The sequence below is a fragment of the Shouchella rhizosphaerae genome, from assembly GCF_900142675.1.
GTDB classification, from domain to species: Bacteria; Bacillota; Bacilli; order Bacillales; family Bacillaceae_D; genus Shouchella; species Shouchella rhizosphaerae.
Genome location: NZ_FRBS01000002.1, coordinates 374,294 through 394,347 on the forward strand (window position 1 = coordinate 374,294; position 20,054 = coordinate 394,347).

21 protein-coding genes are annotated in these 20,054 nt (G+C 44.7%); 16 read left to right on the top strand and 5 right to left on the bottom strand.

The window, feature by feature from the left end; genetic code table 11:
• The first annotated feature begins 140 nt into the window (after positions 1-140).
• The 4 genes from pxpB to BUC05_RS07885 all read left to right on the top strand — a co-directional run bounded on the left by pxpB (position 141) and on the right by BUC05_RS07885 (position 3,957).
• A complete protein-coding gene (gene pxpB / locus BUC05_RS07870) occupies positions 141-866 on the top strand; it encodes a 5-oxoprolinase subunit PxpB (protein ID WP_011248609.1) in 726 nt (241 codons plus the stop codon).
• Positions 863-1,879, top strand: a complete 1,017-nt coding sequence (locus tag BUC05_RS07875; RefSeq protein WP_073304498.1) for a 5-oxoprolinase subunit C family protein — start codon at positions 863-865, stop codon at positions 1,877-1,879. The genes pxpB and BUC05_RS07875 overlap by 4 nt, the downstream gene beginning before the upstream one ends.
• Before the next feature lie 91 nt (positions 1,880-1,970).
• A complete protein-coding gene (locus BUC05_RS07880) occupies positions 1,971-3,182 on the top strand; it encodes an NRAMP family divalent metal transporter (protein ID WP_073304500.1) in 1,212 nt (403 codons plus the stop codon).
• Positions 3,183-3,195: 13 nt separating this feature from the next.
• Positions 3,196-3,957, top strand: coding sequence for a LamB/YcsF family protein (locus tag BUC05_RS07885; RefSeq protein ID WP_073304502.1), 762 nt, complete (start codon positions 3,196-3,198; stop codon positions 3,955-3,957).
• 65 nt (positions 3,958-4,022) lie between these two features.
• Here the strand turns inward: BUC05_RS07885 and BUC05_RS07890 are convergent, their stop codons facing one another.
• Entirely contained in the window at positions 4,023-4,520 is a 498-nt protein-coding gene (locus BUC05_RS07890) for a GNAT family N-acetyltransferase (RefSeq protein WP_011248605.1), read from the bottom strand.
• Between the two features lie 133 nt (positions 4,521-4,653).
• Positions 4,654-5,022 (bottom strand): MerR family transcriptional regulator, encoded by a 369-nt coding sequence (locus BUC05_RS07895; protein WP_011248604.1) that lies wholly within the window; start codon positions 5,020-5,022, stop codon positions 4,654-4,656.
• A 108-nt stretch (positions 5,023-5,130) separates the two neighbouring features.
• Here BUC05_RS07895 and BUC05_RS07900 point away from each other — a divergent pair, with 108 nt between their 5' ends.
• From BUC05_RS07900 to BUC05_RS07920, 5 genes are all read left to right on the top strand, one after another.
• Positions 5,131-5,769, top strand: coding sequence for a nitroreductase family protein (locus BUC05_RS07900; protein ID WP_011248603.1), 639 nt, complete (start codon positions 5,131-5,133; stop codon positions 5,767-5,769).
• A 264-nt stretch (positions 5,770-6,033) separates the two neighbouring features.
• Positions 6,034-7,041: a LacI family DNA-binding transcriptional regulator gene (locus BUC05_RS07905; RefSeq protein WP_073304504.1), complete on the top strand. Its 1,008-nt coding sequence runs from the start codon at positions 6,034-6,036 to the stop codon at positions 7,039-7,041.
• 116 nt (positions 7,042-7,157) lie between these two features.
• Positions 7,158-8,654, top strand: a complete 1,497-nt coding sequence (locus BUC05_RS07910; protein ID WP_011248601.1) for a glycoside hydrolase family 32 protein — start codon at positions 7,158-7,160, stop codon at positions 8,652-8,654.
• 1 nt (position 8,655) lies between these two features.
• Positions 8,656-10,059: a sucrose-specific PTS transporter subunit IIBC gene (locus tag BUC05_RS07915; RefSeq protein ID WP_011248600.1), complete on the top strand. Its 1,404-nt coding sequence runs from the start codon at positions 8,656-8,658 to the stop codon at positions 10,057-10,059.
• Positions 10,060-10,206: 147 nt separating this feature from the next.
• Positions 10,207-11,130, top strand: a complete 924-nt coding sequence (locus tag BUC05_RS07920) for an ArsR/SmtB family transcription factor (RefSeq protein WP_011248599.1) — start codon at positions 10,207-10,209, stop codon at positions 11,128-11,130.
• Positions 11,131-11,244: 114 nt separating this feature from the next.
• Here the strand turns inward: BUC05_RS07920 and BUC05_RS07925 are convergent, their stop codons facing one another.
• Positions 11,245-11,961, bottom strand: a complete 717-nt coding sequence (locus BUC05_RS07925; RefSeq protein WP_011248598.1) for a 3-ketoacyl-ACP reductase — start codon at positions 11,959-11,961, stop codon at positions 11,245-11,247.
• A gap of 217 nt (positions 11,962-12,178) precedes the next feature.
• On the opposite strand from BUC05_RS07925, the gene BUC05_RS07930 reads away from it, so the two are divergent.
• The 6 genes from BUC05_RS07930 (at position 12,179) to BUC05_RS07955 (ending at position 18,312) form a co-directional block, all read left to right on the top strand.
• Positions 12,179-13,528, top strand: coding sequence for a TRAP transporter large permease subunit (locus BUC05_RS07930; protein WP_011248597.1), 1,350 nt, complete (start codon positions 12,179-12,181; stop codon positions 13,526-13,528).
• Between the two features lie 10 nt (positions 13,529-13,538).
• The gene (locus BUC05_RS07935) at positions 13,539-13,772 is read left to right on the top strand and encodes a hypothetical protein (protein ID WP_011248596.1); all 234 of its coding nucleotides are present in this window, start codon (positions 13,539-13,541) and stop codon (positions 13,770-13,772) included.
• A gap of 1 nt (position 13,773) precedes the next feature.
• Positions 13,774-14,412 carry an S-adenosylmethionine--2-demethylmenaquinone methyltransferase gene (locus tag BUC05_RS07940; protein ID WP_011248595.1) on the top strand — a complete coding sequence of 213 codons (639 nt, stop codon included), beginning with the start codon at positions 13,774-13,776 and terminating at the stop codon, positions 14,410-14,412.
• Between the two features lie 120 nt (positions 14,413-14,532).
• Positions 14,533-15,396: a MurR/RpiR family transcriptional regulator gene (locus BUC05_RS07945; protein WP_035206169.1), complete on the top strand. Its 864-nt coding sequence runs from the start codon at positions 14,533-14,535 to the stop codon at positions 15,394-15,396.
• 27 nt (positions 15,397-15,423) lie between these two features.
• Positions 15,424-16,296, top strand: a complete 873-nt coding sequence (locus BUC05_RS07950; RefSeq protein WP_035206170.1) for an NAD(P)-dependent oxidoreductase — start codon at positions 15,424-15,426, stop codon at positions 16,294-16,296.
• Between the two features lie 264 nt (positions 16,297-16,560).
• Positions 16,561-18,312: a glycoside hydrolase family 2 protein gene (locus BUC05_RS07955; protein WP_011248592.1), complete on the top strand. Its 1,752-nt coding sequence runs from the start codon at positions 16,561-16,563 to the stop codon at positions 18,310-18,312.
• Between the two features lie 95 nt (positions 18,313-18,407).
• On the opposite strand, the gene BUC05_RS07960 is transcribed toward BUC05_RS07955, so the two are convergent.
• Together BUC05_RS07960 and BUC05_RS07965 are read right to left on the bottom strand one after the other, a co-directional pair.
• Complete coding sequence (locus tag BUC05_RS07960; protein ID WP_011248591.1) at positions 18,408-18,866, bottom strand: ASCH domain-containing protein; 459 nt, start codon at positions 18,864-18,866, stop codon at positions 18,408-18,410.
• A 38-nt stretch (positions 18,867-18,904) separates the two neighbouring features.
• Positions 18,905-19,366: an Rrf2 family transcriptional regulator gene (locus BUC05_RS07965; RefSeq protein WP_279626601.1), complete on the bottom strand. Its 462-nt coding sequence runs from the start codon at positions 19,364-19,366 to the stop codon at positions 18,905-18,907.
• Between the two features lie 206 nt (positions 19,367-19,572).
• On the opposite strand from BUC05_RS07965, the gene BUC05_RS07970 reads away from it, so the two are divergent.
• A complete protein-coding gene (locus tag BUC05_RS07970; RefSeq protein WP_081427682.1) occupies positions 19,573-19,989 on the top strand; it encodes an HIT family protein in 417 nt (138 codons plus the stop codon).
• Positions 19,990-20,054: the final 65 nt, after the last annotated feature.

Here is a 20,054-nt window from a genome sequence, read left to right on the forward strand (position 1 = left end):
AGGTTGTCTGTTGATGTTAAACCAGTTTAGTCATCGTTTTGTGTAGCTGAATCGCTTTTTTGCTAAGGGCAAGAATGATATACTATTTTGAAACATCTGCGAATGCGAGGCCACCGCTGCAAATGAGGGAGTGAGAGCAAATGCGTGGACAACACCTGCAATTTTATCCTTTAAGCGAAGGAGCGTTGACGGTATCGTTTGCCACTGGCATTCGTGATACAACCAATACGCGGATAAGACAGTTGATGAACGACTTGGACAAGCGTCGTTTTCCTGGCTATATTGAAGCAGTCCCAAGTTATACGGGAGTAACGGTATTTTTTGACCCTGCCCACGTTGCTGGCGCAGCCATGAAAGGGAGCAGCATTTGTGAAAAAGTGGAATGTTGGCTAAGGGAACGGATTGATGCTTTAGGGGAAAGCGAACAAGCTTCACCTGGAAAAACGATTGCCATCCCAGTATGCTATGGCGGCGACTATGGGCCAGATATAGCCGCGGTTGCTGCCCATAATCATTTAAGCGTCGAGGATGTCATCAACAGGCATTGTGCTGGTGACTACCTCGTTTATATGATCGGATTTGCCCCTGGTTTCCCGTTTCTCGGCGGGATGGACCCGGCCATTTCCGCGCCAAGACGAAAACAGCCCCGAGCGGTGATTCCTGCTGGCACGGTTGGTATTGCCGGTGGCCAGACCGGTGTCTACCCACTAGAAACGCCTGGCGGGTGGCAGCTTATTGGCAGAACACCGCTTGTATTATTTGACCCTGAGCGCAAGCAACCAAGCTTGCTTGCTCCAGGAGATCGCGTCCGGTTTGAGGCGATTTCAGCGGAAACATATGAACACATGAAAGAGGCGGGACGATGAGCATTTCGATTTTAAAAGGGGGATTGTTGACGACGGTTCAAGATCTTGGCCGCAAAGGTTATCTCCATCAAGGGGTGGTTGAAGGCGGGGCAATGGACAAGCTAGCTCTCCGCAGTGCCAATCTTGCAGTTAAAAATGAAGAAGGCGCTGCTTGCTTAGAAATGACACTTCTCGGCCCTACGATTCTATTTAAACAAGCGAGTCTCATTTGTGTAGCGGGAAAAGGAATGACCCCCTACATTGAAGGGAAACCATACCCGTTAGGAGCGGCCATTTCTGTCCCTGCTGGCCAAGAGCTTACTTTTAAAACGGCCAGGCAAGGAGCAAGGGCTTATTTAGCGATCGCCGGTGGAATTGATGTGCCTGCTGTTCTAGGAAGCCGGAGTACCTATTTACGTGCCAAGCTTGGTGGATTCGAAGGAAGGAAATTGGAAAAAGGTGATCTTCTCCCGATTGGAAAGGTTGCCAAGCACCTTGCCCCTTTACTAAAGAAAGCAGATAAGCAAGGTTGTCCCCTTGTTTCGAATTGGCATGTGAATGGTTCATTGAGCGATTCTGTATCTTTGAGTGAGAACGTTGTCCGGGCAATTCCTGGCAGCCATTTTTCAATGTTTACAAAAGAAAGCCAAACGAATGTGTTTGATATGTCTTTCACGATTCAAAACAACTCCGACCGAATGGGCTATCGCCTTCAGGGAGAAGCGCCGCTCTTACGTGAAACAAAGGAGGAGTTGTTGTCTGAAGCTGTCACGTTTGGGACCGTACAAGTGCCACCTGATGGCGAGCCGATTGTACTAATGGCTGACCGGCAGTCAACAGGTGGTTATCCTCGAATGTTGCAAGTCGCTGCTGTTGATTTGCCCAAGCTTGCGCAAATGCGGCCAGGGGATGCATTTTCTTTTGAAAGAATAACTTTGGAAGAAGCGCAATATTTATTTTTGCAGCAGGAAATGGCGATGCAACAACGAAAGGTTGGAATCGCGCTAAAATGGACGGAATGGCTTGCACGATAAGTGAAAAACGACAAACGGCAGAAGCGTTGTAGGTTGCTGCACATTCATTTGACAAATCATCACAAATTGAAATGAAAGGCCCGATGTTTAAATGGAAAAACGATTATCTGAAAAGGAGCGCAGCCGGTTTTTGCGCGGTGCTATTTTCTTAATGGCTACTTCGGCAATCGGGCCCGCTTTTTTAACGCAGACGGCGAGCTTTACGGAAACATACCTTGCTAGTTTTGCATTTGCGATTTTATTGTCACTCCTTATTGACATCGGTGTGCAAATGAATATTTGGCGGGTGATTTCCGTTTCAGGCAAGCGTGGACAAGAAATAGCGAACAACTTGCTGCCTGGGCTTGGTTATGTGATTGCCGGTTTAATTTTGTTTGGTGGTTTTGCCTTTAATATTGCCAATATTGGCGGTGCTGCCTTAGGGTTAAATGTCCTTTTTAACTTGCCTTTAAGTGTAGGCGGCCTCATTGCCGCGGCATTAACAATCGGGCTCTTTTTAGTTAAGCGCTTTGGCCCGATTATGGACCGTGTCATGCAAATATGTGGTGTAGTGATGCTTGTCATGGTTGGTTTTGTTATGGTGCGGACAAGCCCTCCTTATCAAGAGGCGCTTATAAAGGCATTTATACCAGATGACGCTTTGGCGTTGCTATTGCCAATTGTGACGATTGTTGGCGGAACGGTCGGAGGCTATATTTCTTTTGCTGGCGGGCACCGCCTTATTGATGCCGGGATTACTGGAAAAGAAAACGTCCACTTTGTCGGAAGGGCAGCATCGCTTGGCATTGTCACGACAATCATCATGCGCACATTTTTGTTTCTCGCAGTGCTCGGCGTTGTGTCTGCAGGTTTTAGCCTCGATGCAAGCAATCCAGCGGCAACCGCATTTTTGGTCGTTCTAGGCGACGCAGGCTATTATATGTTCGGGCTGGTTCTGTTTGTTGCCGCCATTAGTTCTGTCATTGGCTGTGCGTACACAAGCATTTCATTTTTACGTTCATTCCATCCACTTTTTTCTAAATATAATAGCGTGTTTATTGCCGGATTTATCGCGATCTCGGCAAGCATTTTTTTAACGATCGGCCAGCCGGTTACGTTATTGATCGTGGCTGGTGCTTTAAATGGATTGATCTTGCCAATCGTATTGACGACAATCTTAATCGCCTCACGCAAAAAAGAAATTGTCGGCGACTATCATCATCCAACACCATTATTGGTTTTCGGGATGGTTACCGTACTTGTTACTGGAGCGGCAGGGTACATCGCATTAGAAGGCATCGCTACGTTATGGACTAGCTCATAAGGAGGAGACATTGATGAATGCCATTGATCTAAATAGCGACGTAGGCGAAAGTTACGGCGCCTACACGATAGGGAACGATGAAAAAATCATGCCGTACATTTCATCAGCCAACATTGCGTGCGGATTCCACGCAGGCGATGCCCATGTGATGAGGGAAACGGTTGCACGTGCATTGGAACATAGTGTCGCGATTGGCGCACACCCAGGCCTTCCTGACATTGGCGGTTTTGGGCGTAGAAACATCGACATTTCCCCACAAGAAGGGTATGAACTGGTCGTATACCAGATTGGCGCTTTATGGGCGATTGCGAAAGCGCAAGGAGGCAAGCTCCATCATGTCAAACCACATGGCGCTTTATACAATATGGCTGCAGCTGACGAGGCACTAGCTGAGGCAATCGCCAACGCCGTTTACGATGTTGATCCCAATTTGGTCTTTTATGGACTGGCTGGAAGCGCCCTAATTGCTGCTGGGAAAAAAGCAGGGTTGAAAACGGCAAGCGAAGTGTTTGCGGATCGCACGTACCAAGCAGATGGCAGTCTAACATCAAGGCGTGCCCCGAACGCTCTAATAACCGATGCAAAGGAAGCGTCTGAACAAGTGCTGCGGATGATACAGGAAGGAAAAGTGCGGACACAGCAAGGCACCGATGTAGAGATTGACGCACAAACCGTTTGTATTCACGGAGATGGCGCACATGCGGTCGCATTTGCCGAGCAGCTCAAAGGAGAGCTTGAACGCCATGGCATTGCTGTCAAAGCAGGAGATTGCTAAAAAAGAGTGTTAACTTTATAAGAAAAAGCCGATTATTCCTAGTTAGACATAGTCGGCTTTTGCTATTAATCAATTCCAATTGTCATACTTCTTCTCTCTAATAGAAGAACATCACGCCAGATTCCGTTCATTTTTCCAATCCGCTCGCGTCTTCCTAATTCTCTAAAGCCATGTTTTTTATGTAAGTGTAAGCTAGGGGCATTCTCTGGAAAAATTCCTGCCTGTAAAGTCCAAAATCCTTGTTGCTCCGAGCTTTTAATGGATTCTCCGAGAAGGACGTCTCCGATCCCCTTTCCTCTAGCTTCAGGATGGACATACACACTCACCTCGCCTACACCAGCATACACGCATCGATCTGATACTGAAGTTACTTTACACCATCCTAAGACAGAAGTACCGTCATCAGCTACAAAGCAGCATTCGGGATGGGCGCTAGTGCGCCACTTTTCATAGGTGGGCGCCTGAGTTTCAAACGTGGCATTTCCTGTGGCAATGCCGGCTTCGTAAATGAATTTGACTTGCTCCCAATCGTCTTTTATCATTTGTCGAACGGTATACTCCATCTCTTCCTCTCCTTTAGCTTTATTTGTATGGAAAAAATCAAGTGCCTTTACTTTGAGCAAAATATGAAGCAAATAAATATGATGTCCGAGTACCGGCTTAACCCTTGGCTTGTTGTAAGGTTGGTTGTAAATGCTAATCCAACTGACCGAACCCTTTTTCACATGAGATATCTGAGGCGAGGATGTCGTAAAGATATTGCTTAGACTGCTCTAATTTCCTTTGTGCTTCTTCGATTTCCTCAATTTTCGCTTGGAGTATGCGAGTATGCTCTTCCTTTGTAAATCCGTTCCGCTCAATCATCGACCTCACTTCACCAATGGAAAAGCCAACTGCTAAGAGCGTTTTGACGACTTGAAGGTGGTGGATGATTGTTTCATCATAATGGCGATAATTCTTTTCGTCCCTGGTCACATAATGTTCCGGAACGATGCCCATTTTTTCGTAGTAACGGATGGTCGAGATAGGCAAATTTAACGTTTTGGCGACTTCGCTAATTTTCATGATCAATCCCCCTGCTTTTTTCTTGCTATGAAGTATACTTTATAGTTTAGGATTTTTGTAGTGAAGTGCTTAATGCTTCACTAAATCCAGGAAAAGTGGGGGATACCGATGTCATCTACATTAAAAAGCAACGACTTTACGCAAATTATCAAGGGGCGCCGTTCGATTCGGACGTATGACTCGACTTATAAAATACCAAAAGAGGAGCTCCTACGTATCATTGAGGATGCTGCGTCGGCTCCATCTTCTGCGAACTTGCAGCCTTGGCGTTTGGTTGTAGTCGATAGTGATGAAGGCAAAGAAAAGCTTCGTCCGCTCGTTAAATTTAACACAAAGCAAAATGATACTTCATCGGCAATGTTGTTAGTGTTTGCGGACTTTAAGTCCTATGAAAATGCCGAGTACATTTTTAATAAAGCGGTGGATGAAGGGAAGATGCCAGCAGAAGTTCGCGACCAGCAATTGGCCGCCATTCAGTCCCATTACCCAACATTACCGAAAGAACAGATCAACGATGTCATTAAAGTGGATAGTGGCTTGTTTGCGATGCAACTCATGCTCGTCGCAAGAGCATACGGATACGACACAAATCCAATTGGAGGCTTTGAGGCCGATCAACTAGCAGAGGCTTTTGCGTTAGACCCAGAACGATACACGCCTGTGCTAATTCTTTCAATTGGAAAGGCGGCAGAACAAGGCTATGACTCTGTTCGTTTAAGTCCAGAGCAAATTACTTTTTGGAGATAGAGAAGGGTAGAGGATCCATACCTACACTTGTTTTCAAAGATAAAAAAAGAAGCACTGTTCTTAGTGAACAGCGTGCTTCTTTTTTTATCTATTGCTCCCGGTAATCCAGTAGATCTTGGTGATAGCCTCGGTTTGCTCTCATCTGCCAACATGTTATATTTAAGGAAGGAGAGATAGTTAGGAAAGGGAGAGCAAAGTGTATAGCCAAATCGAAACGATTCCAACAGGAGGGCGGGCAAGAAACAGGCCAGCTGGAGGGAGCGAATGAACATTACAATTGCAGACATCGCCAAAATCGCAGGGGTAGCCAAAAGCACGGTATCTCGCTATTTAAATGGTGGTTCAGTCAGCGATACGACAAGGCTTAAAATCGAACAAGTAATCAAGGAAACGGGATACATTCCGAACTCGTTCGCACAAAGCTTAAAAGCAAAGAAGACAAGCATCATCGGTGTGATCGTCCCCCGGCTTGATTCTTTCTCAGTGGCACAGACTGTTACGGGTATGGAAGAAGAGCTTAGAGAAAATGGCTACCAGATGCTTATCATTAACACAAACCAGGATTTATCCCGTGAAATTGAGGCCTTATATGACTTAGCAAGGCAAAAAATATCAGGGATCGTCCTATTGGCTACTCAAATTACCGATTTTCATTTGGCGGCCATTAAGGAGATCGGCATTCCTGTTATTTTTCACGGCCAGCAGCATCCGAACGTACACAGTATTATTTACAATGATTATGCAGCAGGGTACGAGATCGGTCGCTACATTTTGTCTAAAGGGCATAATCGTATCGCCTATTTAGGTGTAACGGAACAGGACGTAGCGGTAGGCGTTGAGCGGAAGTGCGGCTTCCAAAAAGCGCTGAAGGAGCAAAGCGGCGCCACGGCTCAGTTTTATGAGAGCGGCTTTAAGGTTGCGGCTGCGGTAGAAGCGGCTTCAACGATTTTGGACGGTTCTGGGCAGCGTCCAACCGCCATTGTGTGCGCCACAGACAGTATTGCACTCGGCGTTATGAAGGCGGCCCATATGAAAGAATGGCGAATTCCAGAAGATCTTTCAGTAACGGGCATTGGTGGGTATGACGTGACGGAAGTGATACACCCAGGACTCACGACGGTGAAATATCAATATGCGGCAGGCGGGCGTTTGGCCGCACGGCATATTATAAAACTTGTTCACGATGAGCGTGTTGACCGCCTTACAGTCCTGCAATGTGAATTAATAGAGCGTGAAAGCGTTGACAACAAGAGTATACATCGATTATATTAATTATGGAACCGGTTCCGAAGAGGTACAGAGGCTTTGGAACTGTGTTCATTATTTTTTCACCTTATTGGAACCGGTTCCTAAAAAACGACAGAATAGATCAGCAAGGGAGAAGAAGGATGGACAGAGAACAGAAATACCGCCGCCTAGAACAGGCTTCTCCTGAAGAAATCGCTGCTTTGCAAAAGCAGGTGAAGGAAAGCGAGTGGAGGCAAACCTATCACATTCAGCCTGTTACCGGCTTGCTAAACGACCCTAACGGTTTTGCTTATTTTGCAGGAGAGTATCATCTTTTTTATCAGTGGTTTCCTCTTGGAACGTACCATGGGCTCAAGTACTGGTACCATACGGCCTCAAAAGACCTTGTCCATTGGCGCAATGTTGGGAAAGCGATCGCGCCTGATACGTCTTTTGACTCCCATGGCGTTTACTCAGGAAGTGGCATCGTCAAAGACTCACAATTGCATTTAATGTATACAGGGAATGCTAGGGACGAGAATTGGAACAGGCAAACGTCCCAGTGCATCGCTGTAATGGATGAAAATCGAGCCGTTTCAAAATGGGAGAAGCCTGTCATTGATCAAGTTCCAGCAGGATATACAGCCCATTTTCGTGATCCGAAAGTGTGGAAGGACGACGATATGTATCGCTGCGTCATCGGCACTCAGCGGAATGACTTCACAGGCACTGCCGTCGTGTATGAGTCGCCTGATTTGTTGGAATGGCGATTCGTTGGGGAGATGGGCACCAACCTGAATGATTTCGGCTATATGTGGGAATGCCCAGATTATTTCGAGCTGGACGGACAAGGTGTTTTCTTGTTTTGTCCCCAAGGCTTAGCCCCTGAAGGCGATCGCTTTTTGAACCTGTATCAGTCGGGCTACGTCACTGGCAAGCCTTTGAATCGAGAAACGCTTGTTTTTAGCCATGGCTGCTTTCATGAGCTGGATAGAGGGTTTGATTTTTATGCGCCACAAACGATGAAAGATATGCAAGGGCGGAGAATTATGGTCGCTTGGATGGGGCAGCCGGAGATTGGCTATCCAACAGACTCCCACGGTTGGGCACATTGTTTAACTTTGCCGAGAACATTGGAGTTATGCGACGGCAAATTGCTACAGAAGCCAGTAGTAGAACTACAGAAGCTGAGACAAAAGCGAAGCGACGTACAGGATACGTTAACGAATGAAGCAAAAACGTATGATGGCATTGCCGGCGCCGCTTTTGAGATGATCTGTACATTTGATCCACTCGAGGCCGAAGCCGTCGGAATTGAAATCCGCTCCAGTGAAAAAGAGCGTACCGTTATTACTTATAATACCGTTATGCAGAAGGTAACAATGGATCGTTCAATGGCAGGAGAAATAATCAACAGTAGCTACGGGGCGACTCGGTCCTGCAGGCTAGTGGCAGAACAGATTCAATTTCACTTGTTTGTCGACACCTCTTCAGTCGAATTGTTTATCAACGACGGCGAAGAAGTGTTTACAAGCCGGATTTTTCCACAGCCCGACAGCAAGGGAATCCGTTTTTTCGTAAACAAAGGCAATGCCCACTTAAAAGCTACCAAGTGGGATTTGACTCATGCGGGAAACGATATAGAAGGGAATGAATGATATGGGAGTAGACAATCGGGAAATTGCCAAGCAGGTCATTGAAGCCGTCGGCGGCAGAGACAACATTGCTTCCTTTGCCCATTGTGCGACACGGCTTCGCATTATGGTCCACGATCAACAGAAGATCGACGAGAAAAAAGTAGAAAATATCGCCAAAGTGAAAGGCGCGTTTTTCAACTCTGGCCAGTACCAGATTATTTTTGGAACCGGCACTGTCAACCAAGTCTTTGAAGCGATTGAGAGCTTAGGCGTGGAAGGCACAAGCAAAGACCAACTAAAATCAGAAGCAAAAAAGACGGGCAATGTATTTCAACGAGCGATCCGCACTTTTGGTGATGTCTTTGTACCGATTATTCCAGTATTGGTGGCAACAGGATTGTTCATGGGCCTCCGCGGCCTGCTCACACAAGAAACGGTGCTAGCTTGGTTTGGCATGACGCCTGTCGATATTTCGGCCAATTTTCTCATGTTCACAGAAATATTAACAGACACGGCGTTCGCATTTTTGCCTGCCTTGGTAGCCTGGTCGGCCTTTAGAGTTTTTGGAGGCAGTCCGGTGCTCGGTATTGTTCTCGGATTGATGCTCGTAAACCCGGCACTACCGAATGCCTACAGTGTTGCCAACGGCTCCGAGGAAGCGCTTGTTATGTTTGGTTTCATACCTGTGGTCGGCTATCAAGGTTCGGTTTTGCCTGCATTCTTTATCGGGCTTATTGGCGCAAAGTTTGAGCGCTTTTTGAGAAAGCGGATTCCTGAAGCAATCGATTTGATCGTAACGCCGTTTTTAACATTGCTGGTCATGATTACACTCGGTCTGTTTGCCATTGGCCCGATTTTTCATTCGTTTGAAGAAGTCGTCCTAAACGCGACAACCTATTTGCTGGGTCTGCCGTTCGGGATCGCTGGGCTCCTAATCGGTTTCTTCAATCAAATTATTGTGGTTACAGGTGTTCATCATATCTTTAACTTTTTGGAAATCCAACTTCTCGAACAAACGGGAAGCAATCCATTCAACGCGATCGTCACAGCCGCAATAGCGGCACAAGGCGCAGCCTGTCTTGCCGTCGGCCTGAAAACGAAAAACAACAAATTAAAGGCGCTTTCCTTGCCTTCTTCGTTCTCGGCCTTTCTCGGCATCACAGAGCCGGCTATATTCGGCGTAAACTTGCGGTATGTAAAGCCGTTCGTCATGGGCTTAATCGGCGGAGGCGTTGGGGGCTTTATGGCTTCAATATTCCAGCTAAGTGCAACGGGGATGGCCATCACAGTCATTCCAGGCACGCTATTGTATTTGAATAGCCAGCTTCCACTCTATATTTTGTGCAACGTAACAGCGATCGTCATTGCCTTCGTGCTCACTTGGCTGTTTGGCTTTAACGATAAGATGCTGAGCGACAAAAAATAATAGGCTAAACAAAACGGATTGTGGATGCAATCCGTTTTACTTTCGGATTTTTACTTAGCCGTGAAGCAATAAAGAAGCTAAAAAAGCTATGGAAAAGGAGGCTGGATCCGTATATGCTAAAATGAAAGAAACTGGAGGTGTCGTTTTTTGCTAGAGTTGTCCATTCATGAACCAGTGAGATTGCGCAAGGTGTGCCATGCGTTGTCGACGGATGTCCGCGTCCGCATGGTTGAACTACTAAGCAAGGAAACATATAGTGTGCATGAGTTAGCTACCCTCATCGGCATCCCGATTTCTACAGCGGCTTCCAACGTGAACGTCCTACAAGAGGCAGGGCTCATTTTAACCGAACTGCGCCCAGCTAGCCGCGGTGCCATGAAAGTGTGTACACGCAACTTTGATGACATCCATATTGCCTTAAATGATGGTGGCCAAAGGACTGAAAAGCGCACATACGAAATCAATATGCCAATTGGGCACTATGTTGACTTTTCTGTTACGCCGACATGCGGCATGGCAAACAGCGATGGCGTCGTTTTAAATGAAGACGATCCTGTCCAATTTTACCATCCAGACCGTTCAACTGCACAAATGATATGGACGAGGACTGGCTTTTTTGAGTATAAATTTCCGTTTGCCCTAAAACCAAAACAGAAAATAGCCAGCTTGCTGTTTTCCTGTGAGTTGTGTTCAGAAGCGCCTAACTATGATCATGACTGGCCGTCTGACATTACCGTTTGGATAAATGGCGTTGATATTGGCACATGGACAAGCCCAGGGGACTTTGGCGACCGTCCAGGTAAGCAAAACCCGCCAACTTGGTTTCACAATACGAGAACACAATATGGCGCCCTTAAAACGTGGACGGTGACGAAAAAACAAGCGTTGCTTGACCATTTGCCTATTAATCCAGTCACGATTGCCGACTTGCAACTAGAGGATCATCCTTGCATTACGGTTCGTATCGGCATTAAGGAAAATGCGCTCCATAAAGGCGGCATCAATTTATTTGGAAAAGAGTTTGGCGATCATCCCCAAGACTTGAAATTAGTCATTGAATTTGACGAGTAGAGGCGGGACAAAATTAGCCAAGAAGTGGAAAGAAAAGAAGTACGCTCATCCGATGAGCGTACTTCTTTTTTCTCGTGTAACTGAAGTGATGACCTAGCCTTCCTGTTGATGCTCTTAAGGGTTGTTAGACCAAAGTCCGGCATGCTTTAGAACGACACGAGGATGAAGCTTGAGTTGAGCGACCATGAAGTCTGCTAAATCCTCTGGTTGCATGACTTTATCGGGATTGCCATCCGTTAAGTTCAAATCCTTCGCCATATCTGTTGCTACTGTACTTGGTGTGAGAGTGGTCACACGAATATTTTTTTTGCGAACTTCCATCATTAGTGATTCACTAAGGCCAATCACTGCTGCTTTAGAGGCTGTATAGGCACTCGTAACCGGCGCACCTTTTTGACCTGCAGTTGAGGAAATGTTAATGATGTCACCTGAATTTCGCTCGATCATTTCAGGTAATACTGCACGCGTTGTGTAATACACCCCTTTCACATTCACATCGATAATATCGGTCCATTCTTCGGGAGTTAAATCCATAAATCCGCCAAACTTTGAAATACCCGCGTTGTTTACGAGGATATCGATGGCCCCAAGCTCCTCACGAATCGCTGCTACTGCTGCAGAAATAGAAGATAAATTGGCAACATCGGCTGTTGCGAGCGCTGTTTTCACGTCGTATTGTGCCAAATCGTTTTGAGCCTTCTGAAGGTTTTCTAGCGTACGGCCAACAAGACCAACATGGACTCCTTCTTTCGCAAAAGCCTCGGCTGTAGCGCGGCCAATTCCACGTCCCGCTCCTGTAATAAGCGCCACTTTTCCTTTGATTGATTGCATTCTGCCACTTCCTTTTTTAATATGGTCAATCTGTATTTTATCGAAAAGCAAAGTCGGATGCGAGCTATCCGTTTTTCGAATGGGCGATAAACCTCCGCAATAAAAATCAATGAATGCGTTTACATAAAAAGCGTTTCATGTTAGACTAACGAACATGTAATATTCATTACTATTTAAAATTAAAAAGTAATATTTTATACTGAAAGGGGCTGATTATATGGGTACAGCCGTTTGGGCGCTACTATCATTCATTGCCATTGTTTTGTTCTGGGCTATTTTTACAAAGCGAAATATTGGAGAAGCCATGATACTTGGATTCGTCGTTACCCTAGTTTTTTCAGGAAGTCAAGCATTTGAGCTATTTCTTCCTAGCTTAATGAAAGGGCTCACACACTCGGTCGTTTTTGCATCTCTGGCGTTTATTTTCATGGCTCAATTGATTAATTACACGGGATTAATTGGAAGAATCATTCAAATTTTGAACTCCCTGATTGGTCGATTGCCAGGTGGAGCAGCGTACGTCAATACGTTTGGATCAGGGCTTTTTGCTCTAGTTGCTGGATCTGGATCTGGTATTGCTGCGACAACTGGTTCGATTACAATACCGTGGATGGAGCGTTCTGGCTGGAGGAAAGAGCATGCGGCATCGATCGTAGCTGGAAACTCAGGCTTTGGTAGTATTATTCCTCCTAACTCCACCATGTTTATTATGTTAGGATTTACCCCCGTTGCCGCAACCGTTGGGCAAGGTGATTTATTTATCGCTTTATATATAGCCGGTCTATATGCATTGATTCATCGGGTTGTCGTTGTGTTTATTATGACGAAGAAATACAACATACAGTCTGTGCATCCTAATTTAATTCAGCCAATAGGTAAATCGTTCTCAGAAGGCTGGACATCTTTACTCATTTTTTTAGGGATTATCCTGCCGTTAATTATTCATTTTGGTCCGCTTGCTAAATGGTATGCTTCCGTTGAAAGTGTTGGGGAGACGGCGATGAATGCCATGTCGTTCATTGTTTGGGTTCCAGTATTTATGATCGTTTTTACATTAATAGTAGGTCGAAATCACTTGCCTAAAGGAAAGAGCCAATGGGTAAAGTTTTTTGAAGACACTGCACCATCCTATTACGTAATTGGCCCTGTTTTAATTTTTACATTTGCGACAAGTGCGGTTTTAAATGAAATTGGTTTAACGGAACAATTGCAAACGTTAATGATGTCATTTGCTGTACCAAAATGGCTCATGATCGCTATCGTTGGAATCATTATTACGTTAGTTGCGACTCCCCTTGCTACATCAGCAACGATTGCCACAATTGGTCTCGCCTCGTTTGGCGCGTTAACGGCGGTCGGTGTGGATCCACTGTTGGCCGTTGTTACCATCATGATGTTTGGTGCGACAGAAGGAAGTACGCCAACTTCAGGCCCCATTTATGTAGCAACAGGTATGGCAAGGGTGGGACCGGAAAAAACGTATGTCCCCTTGCTAATTTATTACACGATTCCATTAATGATTATCAGCTGGTTAATCGGTATGGGTATTATCCCTATACCATTGTAGGAGGGGTATGATGAGAAAAATAATTCTAATGATTTTTATTATGTCAGTCTTTTTATTTACATTGCTTGGTGCTGTGTTAGTGTTTGGGCAAATGATTGGTCTATTTGCATTAAAAGGAAGTTGGGTTGTAGGGTTAGACGAGCATCTAGCTAGCATTGTTTATTTTATGACATCGATTGCAGCGTTTTCTGGATATTTGCTTTCTTACTTTAAAAAACCTAAACGAAAGGAAGGGGAGAGTTAACATGGGAAATATAGAGAAAAATCAGGCGCCAGAAGTGCTGCCTGATGACTGGGTAAAGAGAGCCAAAAAATTAAGCACAACCTTAATAAGTGATGGCATGGATATTCCGGTTGAAATGAACCACTTAATTAAACCATTCAACATTGATCGTGTTTTAGTAGGTTCAGCTGTAACCATTGAGGTTGAAGACGGCGACAATCTTGCCGTGCATCATGCTATTTATCATTCTCGACCAGGCCATGTGTTAGTTGTTAGTGCAAATGGAAATGAAAAAAGAGCGGTTATTGGAGAACTTATGGTGGCTGCAGCAGATGCTCTACAGCTCAATGGCTTTATTATTGATGGACTGATTCGAGACGTTCAGACGCTGTCTACTTCTTCTTTCCCTGTATTTGGCCGTGGTGCGATACCAGCTGGCCCAACCAAAAACGGGCCAGGCGTCATAAACCAACCAATAAACTGTGGAGGGTTAAAGGTTGAGCCAGGAGACTTTGTTATGGGTGATGCGGACGGCGTCATTGTGTTACCAAGGGCCAATGTAGAAAACGCGCTTCAATTAGCAGAGGAAAAAGCGAAATATGAAAAGGCGCGACTAGAAAGTATAGCTAATGGAAATATCAAACCAAAGTGGCTAGAGTAGATAAGTTGGCGCGGATGAAACTGTGATTACGCTGAACTCTTTGCAAGGATAATAGACACTCTAAGCGAAGTTAGATATGCTTTTTAGAGACTTTATTATTCTTTAGGAGTTGGCCTAAACATGAAAAATCCTTTGGAAGTATTAAAAGAGAGTGCTGGTTCGCTACCGAGATCTCAAAAGCTAGTCGTTGACTATATGATTGATCATTATTCGGAAGTTGGGTTTATGACAGTTGGCCAGTTATCCAACAATGTCGGAACAAGTACAACAACGGTGATGCGTCTGATGTCTAACATAGGTTATTCAGGCTATTCGGCCTTTCAAAAGAGCCTACAAGCTCATTTAAAGGAAGAGGCTGCCCCACAAATTAGATTAGAAAAAAACTTGAAAAATCTTTCTCATAATGAAAGTTGGTTGCATCATTATGAGCTGCAACTGGAACAAATCCAAAAAGCAAACCAATTGAATGTTGAAACCAACCTTAATGAAGCGGTCAAATTGATCTGTTCGGCTTCACAAATCTATTGTACAAGTGTTCGAAGCGGATTGCCGGTAGCGCAATATTTAACTCACAATTTAAATAGAATGCTAGGAAATACAAAGTTAACACTTGCAGACTCAAGTGACTGGGTGGACGATGTCATTTCCTTTACGGAGAACGATCTACTGATTGTTGTGAGCTATGCTAGATATGGAGAACGTCTACTCCATTACGCTGAGCAAGCTAAGAAAAAAGGGGCAAGCGTCCTTGCCATAACGGATAAATTTTCTTCGCCTTTAAGTTCATACGCAGACCTAGTTTTTGCCTGTCCAGCTGATAGCATAGCCTCTCACAACTCAATCGTTTCTTCTATATTTATAGTGGATTACCTGATCGGTTCCCTTTCTCTTGAGAAGACCGAATACATTTCCAAACGCTTAAAGGAAGTAGATAGCATACTGACCCAAATGAACTATCATGTTCAAAAGAAAATAGATAAATAAGGTCTTTAACGTAGAAAGGTGATAATAATGAAGGTAGGTTTTTTAGGCTTTGGAGAAGCAGCCTATGAATTATCCAATGGTTTAAGAAAAGAGGGGCTCAAGCATATTAAGGCATATGACGTTATGATTAGCCATAAGACGGCGGGCGCCCTAATAAAAAAACGTGCAGAGGAAGCGGATGTTCAACTAGTGGCGAGTGTTAGAGAGCTTATTACAGATATGGATGTTCTCTTTGTGGCTGTACCGGCCAGCAAGGCGCTGGAGGTCAGTTTAAATATTCGGTCTGAATTAAAAGGAGAGTCTTTCCTTTATGTAGACGTATCTGCCTCCAACCCTTCCATAAAACAAGAGATTGAAAAGGAGTTAGAAAAAGTAAACATCCCTTTTGTTGATGCGGCTATGCTAGGTCCCTTACCGGTGTATAAACACAAAGTCCCTATCTCTGCGAGTGGTAACGGCATCCAGGAGTTTATCGACAAAATGACACCTTACCATATGAATATCTCTGAAGTTGGAAGTAAGGCGGGGGATGCTTCCGCCATTAAGTTAATTAGAAGTATATTTATGAAAGGGATTGTCGGTCTCTATTTGGAGACATTACAAGCTTCTGAAACGTACAATGTGTCTCAAGAAGTACTCAGCTCGTTAGCTGAAACGATGGATAGCCATAACTTTATGGATACATTAAATCGCCTTGTGACTAGTAGTGCCATTCATGCCGAAAGAAGAGCGTATGAACTTCAGAACTCCGTTGACATGCTTAAGGAAGTCGGAATCAATTCAGATTTAACCAAGGCGGCTAAAGAAAAACTGGTCGAACTCTCCGAGATGGCTGCTGTTCATCTGCAAGGGGAGAAGCCTGCGAATTGGAAAGACGTTTTAAACTATTACCGTGCCTAAAACAGGCTTTCATTTTTTATAAACTCAATGAAGACGCCCTCGTCCAATTCAACCACCCATTCAAACCTATAAATCATACCCGAAGAAAGCCGCCCATCAGGGCGGCTTTCTTTACCGAAAAATATTGACAATGAAGATAGGGAAGCGTATGATCTACCTAAACAAAAAATATGTTTGTAAACATATTTTTTGATATTAAATGCTGCGATTGGTTGAAAGCGCTTTATTTAACTGGAGATAAAAACCCGAAAGGAGTGCTGGCAAATGGCATGGGCAGACAAAGCATTTCCGCGTCCAAAACTCGTGCGCACACACTGGATCGATTTAAATGGCTCATGGGATTTTGAATTTGATGACCAAAACAAGGGTGTCTTCGAAAAGTGGCAGTTGAAGAGCGCATTTTCCCAGAAGATTCGTGTGCCTTTTTCTTATGAATCGCCGGAAAGCGGCATTGGCGAGACTGCCTTTCACCCTGTGGTATGGTACAGCCGAAACATCACCATTCCAACTGAACAAAAAGGCAAACGTGTTCTGCTTCATTTCCAAGCAGTTGATTATCGAGCAACTGTATGGGTCAATGGGCAAGTTGCAGGTGAACATGTTGGCGGGAATACTGCGTTTTCTTTTGATATAACACCGTATGTGAAACAAGGGGAAACACAACAGATTGTTGTCAGGGCAGAAGACAGCGAAAGCACATCCCAACCACGAGGGAAGCAACGGTGGACCGACGAAAATTTCGGCTGCTGGTATGTACAAACGACCGGGATATGGAAAAGCGTATGGCTGGAGTTTGTCGCTGATACTTATTTAAAAAACGTTGCAATTACACCGGATTTTGACAAACATGCCGTTCAGTTTGATTATGAACTAAATACGGCCAATGTTAAGGGGCTGCAAATCGAAACCGTCGTTTCTTTCCGAGGAAAAGAAGTGCGCCGCCTGTCTTTTTCTCCTGAAAGCTGCAACTTGAAACTAACAGTTGATTTAGACGCTGACATCCATGAATGGAAAGTGGCCCATTGGACGCCAGAACATCCTCACTTATACGATGTGGCGTTTACTGTTTATCAAGACGGAGTAGCGGTAGATGAAGCTTTTTCTTACTTCGGTTTGCGGAAAATTTCGACGAAAAATGGCCAAGTGCTTTTAAACAATCGCCCCATCTATCAGAAATTGATTCTAGACCAAGGCTATTGGCCACATACGCACTTGACAGCGCCATCGTTAGAAGCGCTTGAACAAGATATTGACGCAATTATTGCGATGGGGTTTAATGGCGTGCGCAAACATCAAAAAATTGAAGACGAACGGTTTTATGCTTTATGTGACCAGAAAGGTTTGCTCGTTTGGGCAGAGATGCCATCTGCTTATACCTTCTCCCGAGAAGCAGTGGGCGCTTTTACGAGCGAATGGCAGGAAGTCGTATGCCAGCTTGCCCATTACCCATCCATTATCGCCTGGGTCCCCTTTAATGAGTCGTGGGGCATCAAAGACGTGTTAAAAAGCAAACAACAACAAGCATTGACTGAAGCGATTTACCATTTGACAAAGTCGATAGATGAGACGCGCCTTGTTATTGCAAATGACGGTTGGGAGCATACCATTTCTGATTTAATCACGCTTCACGACTATGAAGAGTTTGCTGAAGCGTTTCTGGCAAGATATGAGGACAAAGACGCGCTCTTAAGCAACCATTACCCTCATAATCATGACAAGTATCCATTCGCCGAAGGCTACCACTATAATGGCCAGCCTGTTTTAATCAGTGAATATGGCGGCATTGCTTTTAAGTCGGAAGACGGCTGGGGGTACGGCAACCAAGTCGCAACGAAACAAGCGTTTCTGCAGCGCTATGAAGCGATTACCGATGCGATAAAAGCACTTCCTTATGTATCCGGTTTTTGCTATACGCAAATTACAGACGTTCAGCAAGAAATCAACGGGTTGCTTGATGACAACCGAAAGCCGAAATTGGATTTAACCGACATAAAAGCGGTGAATGACAAAATGTAAAAACATGTGGAAGGAAGACGAACGAAGCAAAGTCAACATCGCAACCATAGAAAAGAAGCTGGTTTTTCTATTAAGAAAGCCAGCTTCTTTTCTTTTTAGCGCCGATACACGACTTTAAACTGTTCGCATAAAACCGGAATTTTAGGGTGGAAGGCAAGCCCGTGAGTTTCAAGCTCCTGCGTAAAAAACGGTTCGTGCACATCTTGCCAATAAGCAAGGGAGCGGTCTCCTTCTCCTTCCAAAAAAGCATGTTCTTCTGTCACTTGATTGTAAGGAATGACCGTGACAGCCGTTGTCATGATCACAGCGACAGCTTCCCCTTTGCCGTTAAGCAGGACATGATGCTGACCAACTTTTGGCAGCGATTCTTGCTCCAATTCATACAGCGTGTAATTGGAAGAAGTAGCTGTTTTCTTCCCGGCTAGTACGAGTTCAGCTAGCTCATCGGCCATTTCTTCCGTATTGCCGAATGCCCAAGCTTCATAGTGATCTGGCACATTTTGAGAACGGCTTTTAAACGATTGCCACAATGCTGCAGCTGAACGATCTTCCATAATGATCCCTGCTTTCTTCTTCTAGGTGTGAATACGGATTAAGGTGTGAGTGGCTCTTCTTGGCCAGCGATTTTGAACAGCGCATACAAATCGGCCTTGTTTTCGAGAAAATCAGCTAGTGAATATTGGTCAAGGACCTGGAAGAAGGCATGCTGCGCTTTAGCTAGTGCTTCTTTTAATTTGCAGCTATTCGAAATTAGGCAGTTGTTGTTGTCACGAAAGCATTCAACGAGTTGAACATCTTCCAGTTCGCGCACTAACTTGCCAATATTGATATCAACAGGCTTGTGGGCAAGGGCAATGCCGCCATTCTTACCGCGAATCGTGTGGAGCACGCCTTTTCTGCCGAGGTCATGGATGACTTTTTGTAGGTGATTCAATGAAATGTTGTAGACTGAGGCAATGTCTTTCACTTGTGTACGTTCGCCATCTGGCAAACTGCCGACATAGAGAAGTGCTCTCAACGCGTAGTCAGTGTAAGTCGTTAATTGAATGGCCATCACTCTCCTTTTCACACACTATTAGAATAGCATATTTCCGTAAAAGGGCAGGATTTTTTGAGAATGGTAGCAATAATCAAATTCTTTTTTGCTCCATTCGTATACAAGAAGGAAGACGGTCCTATAAGGAATAACTAAACAATAGACTATTGCCAAAGCCATCCACATTACGTAGGCTGAAAGTTAAAAACTTTAAAGCGAGGGAGATGTATATCCGAATGACGTGTTTATTTTGTGCCATTGCCAATAAGGAAGTAAAAAGTCATATTGTGTATGAAGACGAACAAGCTATCGCTTTTCTAGATATTCAGCCAATCAACCCAGGACATATGCTTGTCATTCCAAAAAGGCACCAGGAAGCACTCCATACGCTGGGAGAACAGGAATATATCGATGTCATGAAAGCAGTTAGGCGCTTAAGCAAACAGGTGGATGATACGCTCCGACCTAAGAAAGTCGGCGTTGCCATTGCCGGTTTTGACCAAGCCCATCTTCATGTTCATATTGTCCCGATGCACGCGTACCACGACTTAACGCCGAGCAAGTATCTTGACAAAAGCATTGCTGTTGCGAAGGAAGAAGAGCTTATAGCGATGAAACAGCTGTTAACTATGAACAAATAGGCAGTTCTCGACCGATTTAATTGTAAAAAGGCTTGCCGATTTCTGTCGAAGCCGTTATATTGTTA

Excerpts from the sequence above, each read along its gene's own strand:
- pxpB (WP_011248609.1), top strand. The coding sequence starts at position 141 with ATGCGTGGACAACACCTGCAATTTTATCCTTTAAGCGAAGGAGCGTTG.
- BUC05_RS07925 (WP_011248598.1), bottom strand. The coding sequence starts at position 11,961 with ATGCAATCAATCAAAGGAAAAGTGGCGCTTATTACAGGAGCGGGACGT.
- BUC05_RS07910 (WP_011248601.1), top strand. The coding sequence starts at position 7,158 with ATGGACAGAGAACAGAAATACCGCCGCCTAGAACAGGCTTCTCCTGAA.
- BUC05_RS07970 (WP_081427682.1), top strand. The coding sequence starts at position 19,573 with ATGTATATCCGAATGACGTGTTTATTTTGTGCCATTGCCAATAAGGAA.
- BUC05_RS07945 (WP_035206169.1), top strand. The coding sequence starts at position 14,533 with ATGAAAAATCCTTTGGAAGTATTAAAAGAGAGTGCTGGTTCGCTACCG.
- BUC05_RS07930 (WP_011248597.1), top strand. The coding sequence starts at position 12,179 with ATGGGTACAGCCGTTTGGGCGCTACTATCATTCATTGCCATTGTTTTG.
- BUC05_RS07955 (WP_011248592.1), top strand. The coding sequence starts at position 16,561 with ATGGCATGGGCAGACAAAGCATTTCCGCGTCCAAAACTCGTGCGCACA.
- BUC05_RS07875 (WP_073304498.1), top strand. The coding sequence starts at position 863 with ATGAGCATTTCGATTTTAAAAGGGGGATTGTTGACGACGGTTCAAGAT.
- BUC05_RS07890 (WP_011248605.1), bottom strand. The coding sequence starts at position 4,520 with ATGGAGTATACCGTTCGACAAATGATAAAAGACGATTGGGAGCAAGTC.
- BUC05_RS07960 (WP_011248591.1), bottom strand. The coding sequence starts at position 18,866 with ATGGAAGATCGTTCAGCTGCAGCATTGTGGCAATCGTTTAAAAGCCGT.
- BUC05_RS07905 (WP_073304504.1), top strand. The coding sequence starts at position 6,034 with ATGAACATTACAATTGCAGACATCGCCAAAATCGCAGGGGTAGCCAAA.
- BUC05_RS07950 (WP_035206170.1), top strand. The coding sequence starts at position 15,424 with ATGAAGGTAGGTTTTTTAGGCTTTGGAGAAGCAGCCTATGAATTATCC.
- BUC05_RS07965 (WP_279626601.1), bottom strand. The coding sequence starts at position 19,366 with ATGGCCATTCAATTAACGACTTACACTGACTACGCGTTGAGAGCACTT.
- BUC05_RS07935 (WP_011248596.1), top strand. The coding sequence starts at position 13,539 with ATGAGAAAAATAATTCTAATGATTTTTATTATGTCAGTCTTTTTATTT.
- BUC05_RS07895 (WP_011248604.1), bottom strand. The coding sequence starts at position 5,022 with ATGAAAATTAGCGAAGTCGCCAAAACGTTAAATTTGCCTATCTCGACC.
- BUC05_RS07915 (WP_011248600.1), top strand. The coding sequence starts at position 8,656 with ATGGGAGTAGACAATCGGGAAATTGCCAAGCAGGTCATTGAAGCCGTC.
- BUC05_RS07900 (WP_011248603.1), top strand. The coding sequence starts at position 5,131 with ATGTCATCTACATTAAAAAGCAACGACTTTACGCAAATTATCAAGGGG.
- BUC05_RS07885 (WP_073304502.1), top strand. The coding sequence starts at position 3,196 with ATGAATGCCATTGATCTAAATAGCGACGTAGGCGAAAGTTACGGCGCC.
- BUC05_RS07880 (WP_073304500.1), top strand. The coding sequence starts at position 1,971 with ATGGAAAAACGATTATCTGAAAAGGAGCGCAGCCGGTTTTTGCGCGGT.
- BUC05_RS07940 (WP_011248595.1), top strand. The coding sequence starts at position 13,774 with ATGGGAAATATAGAGAAAAATCAGGCGCCAGAAGTGCTGCCTGATGAC.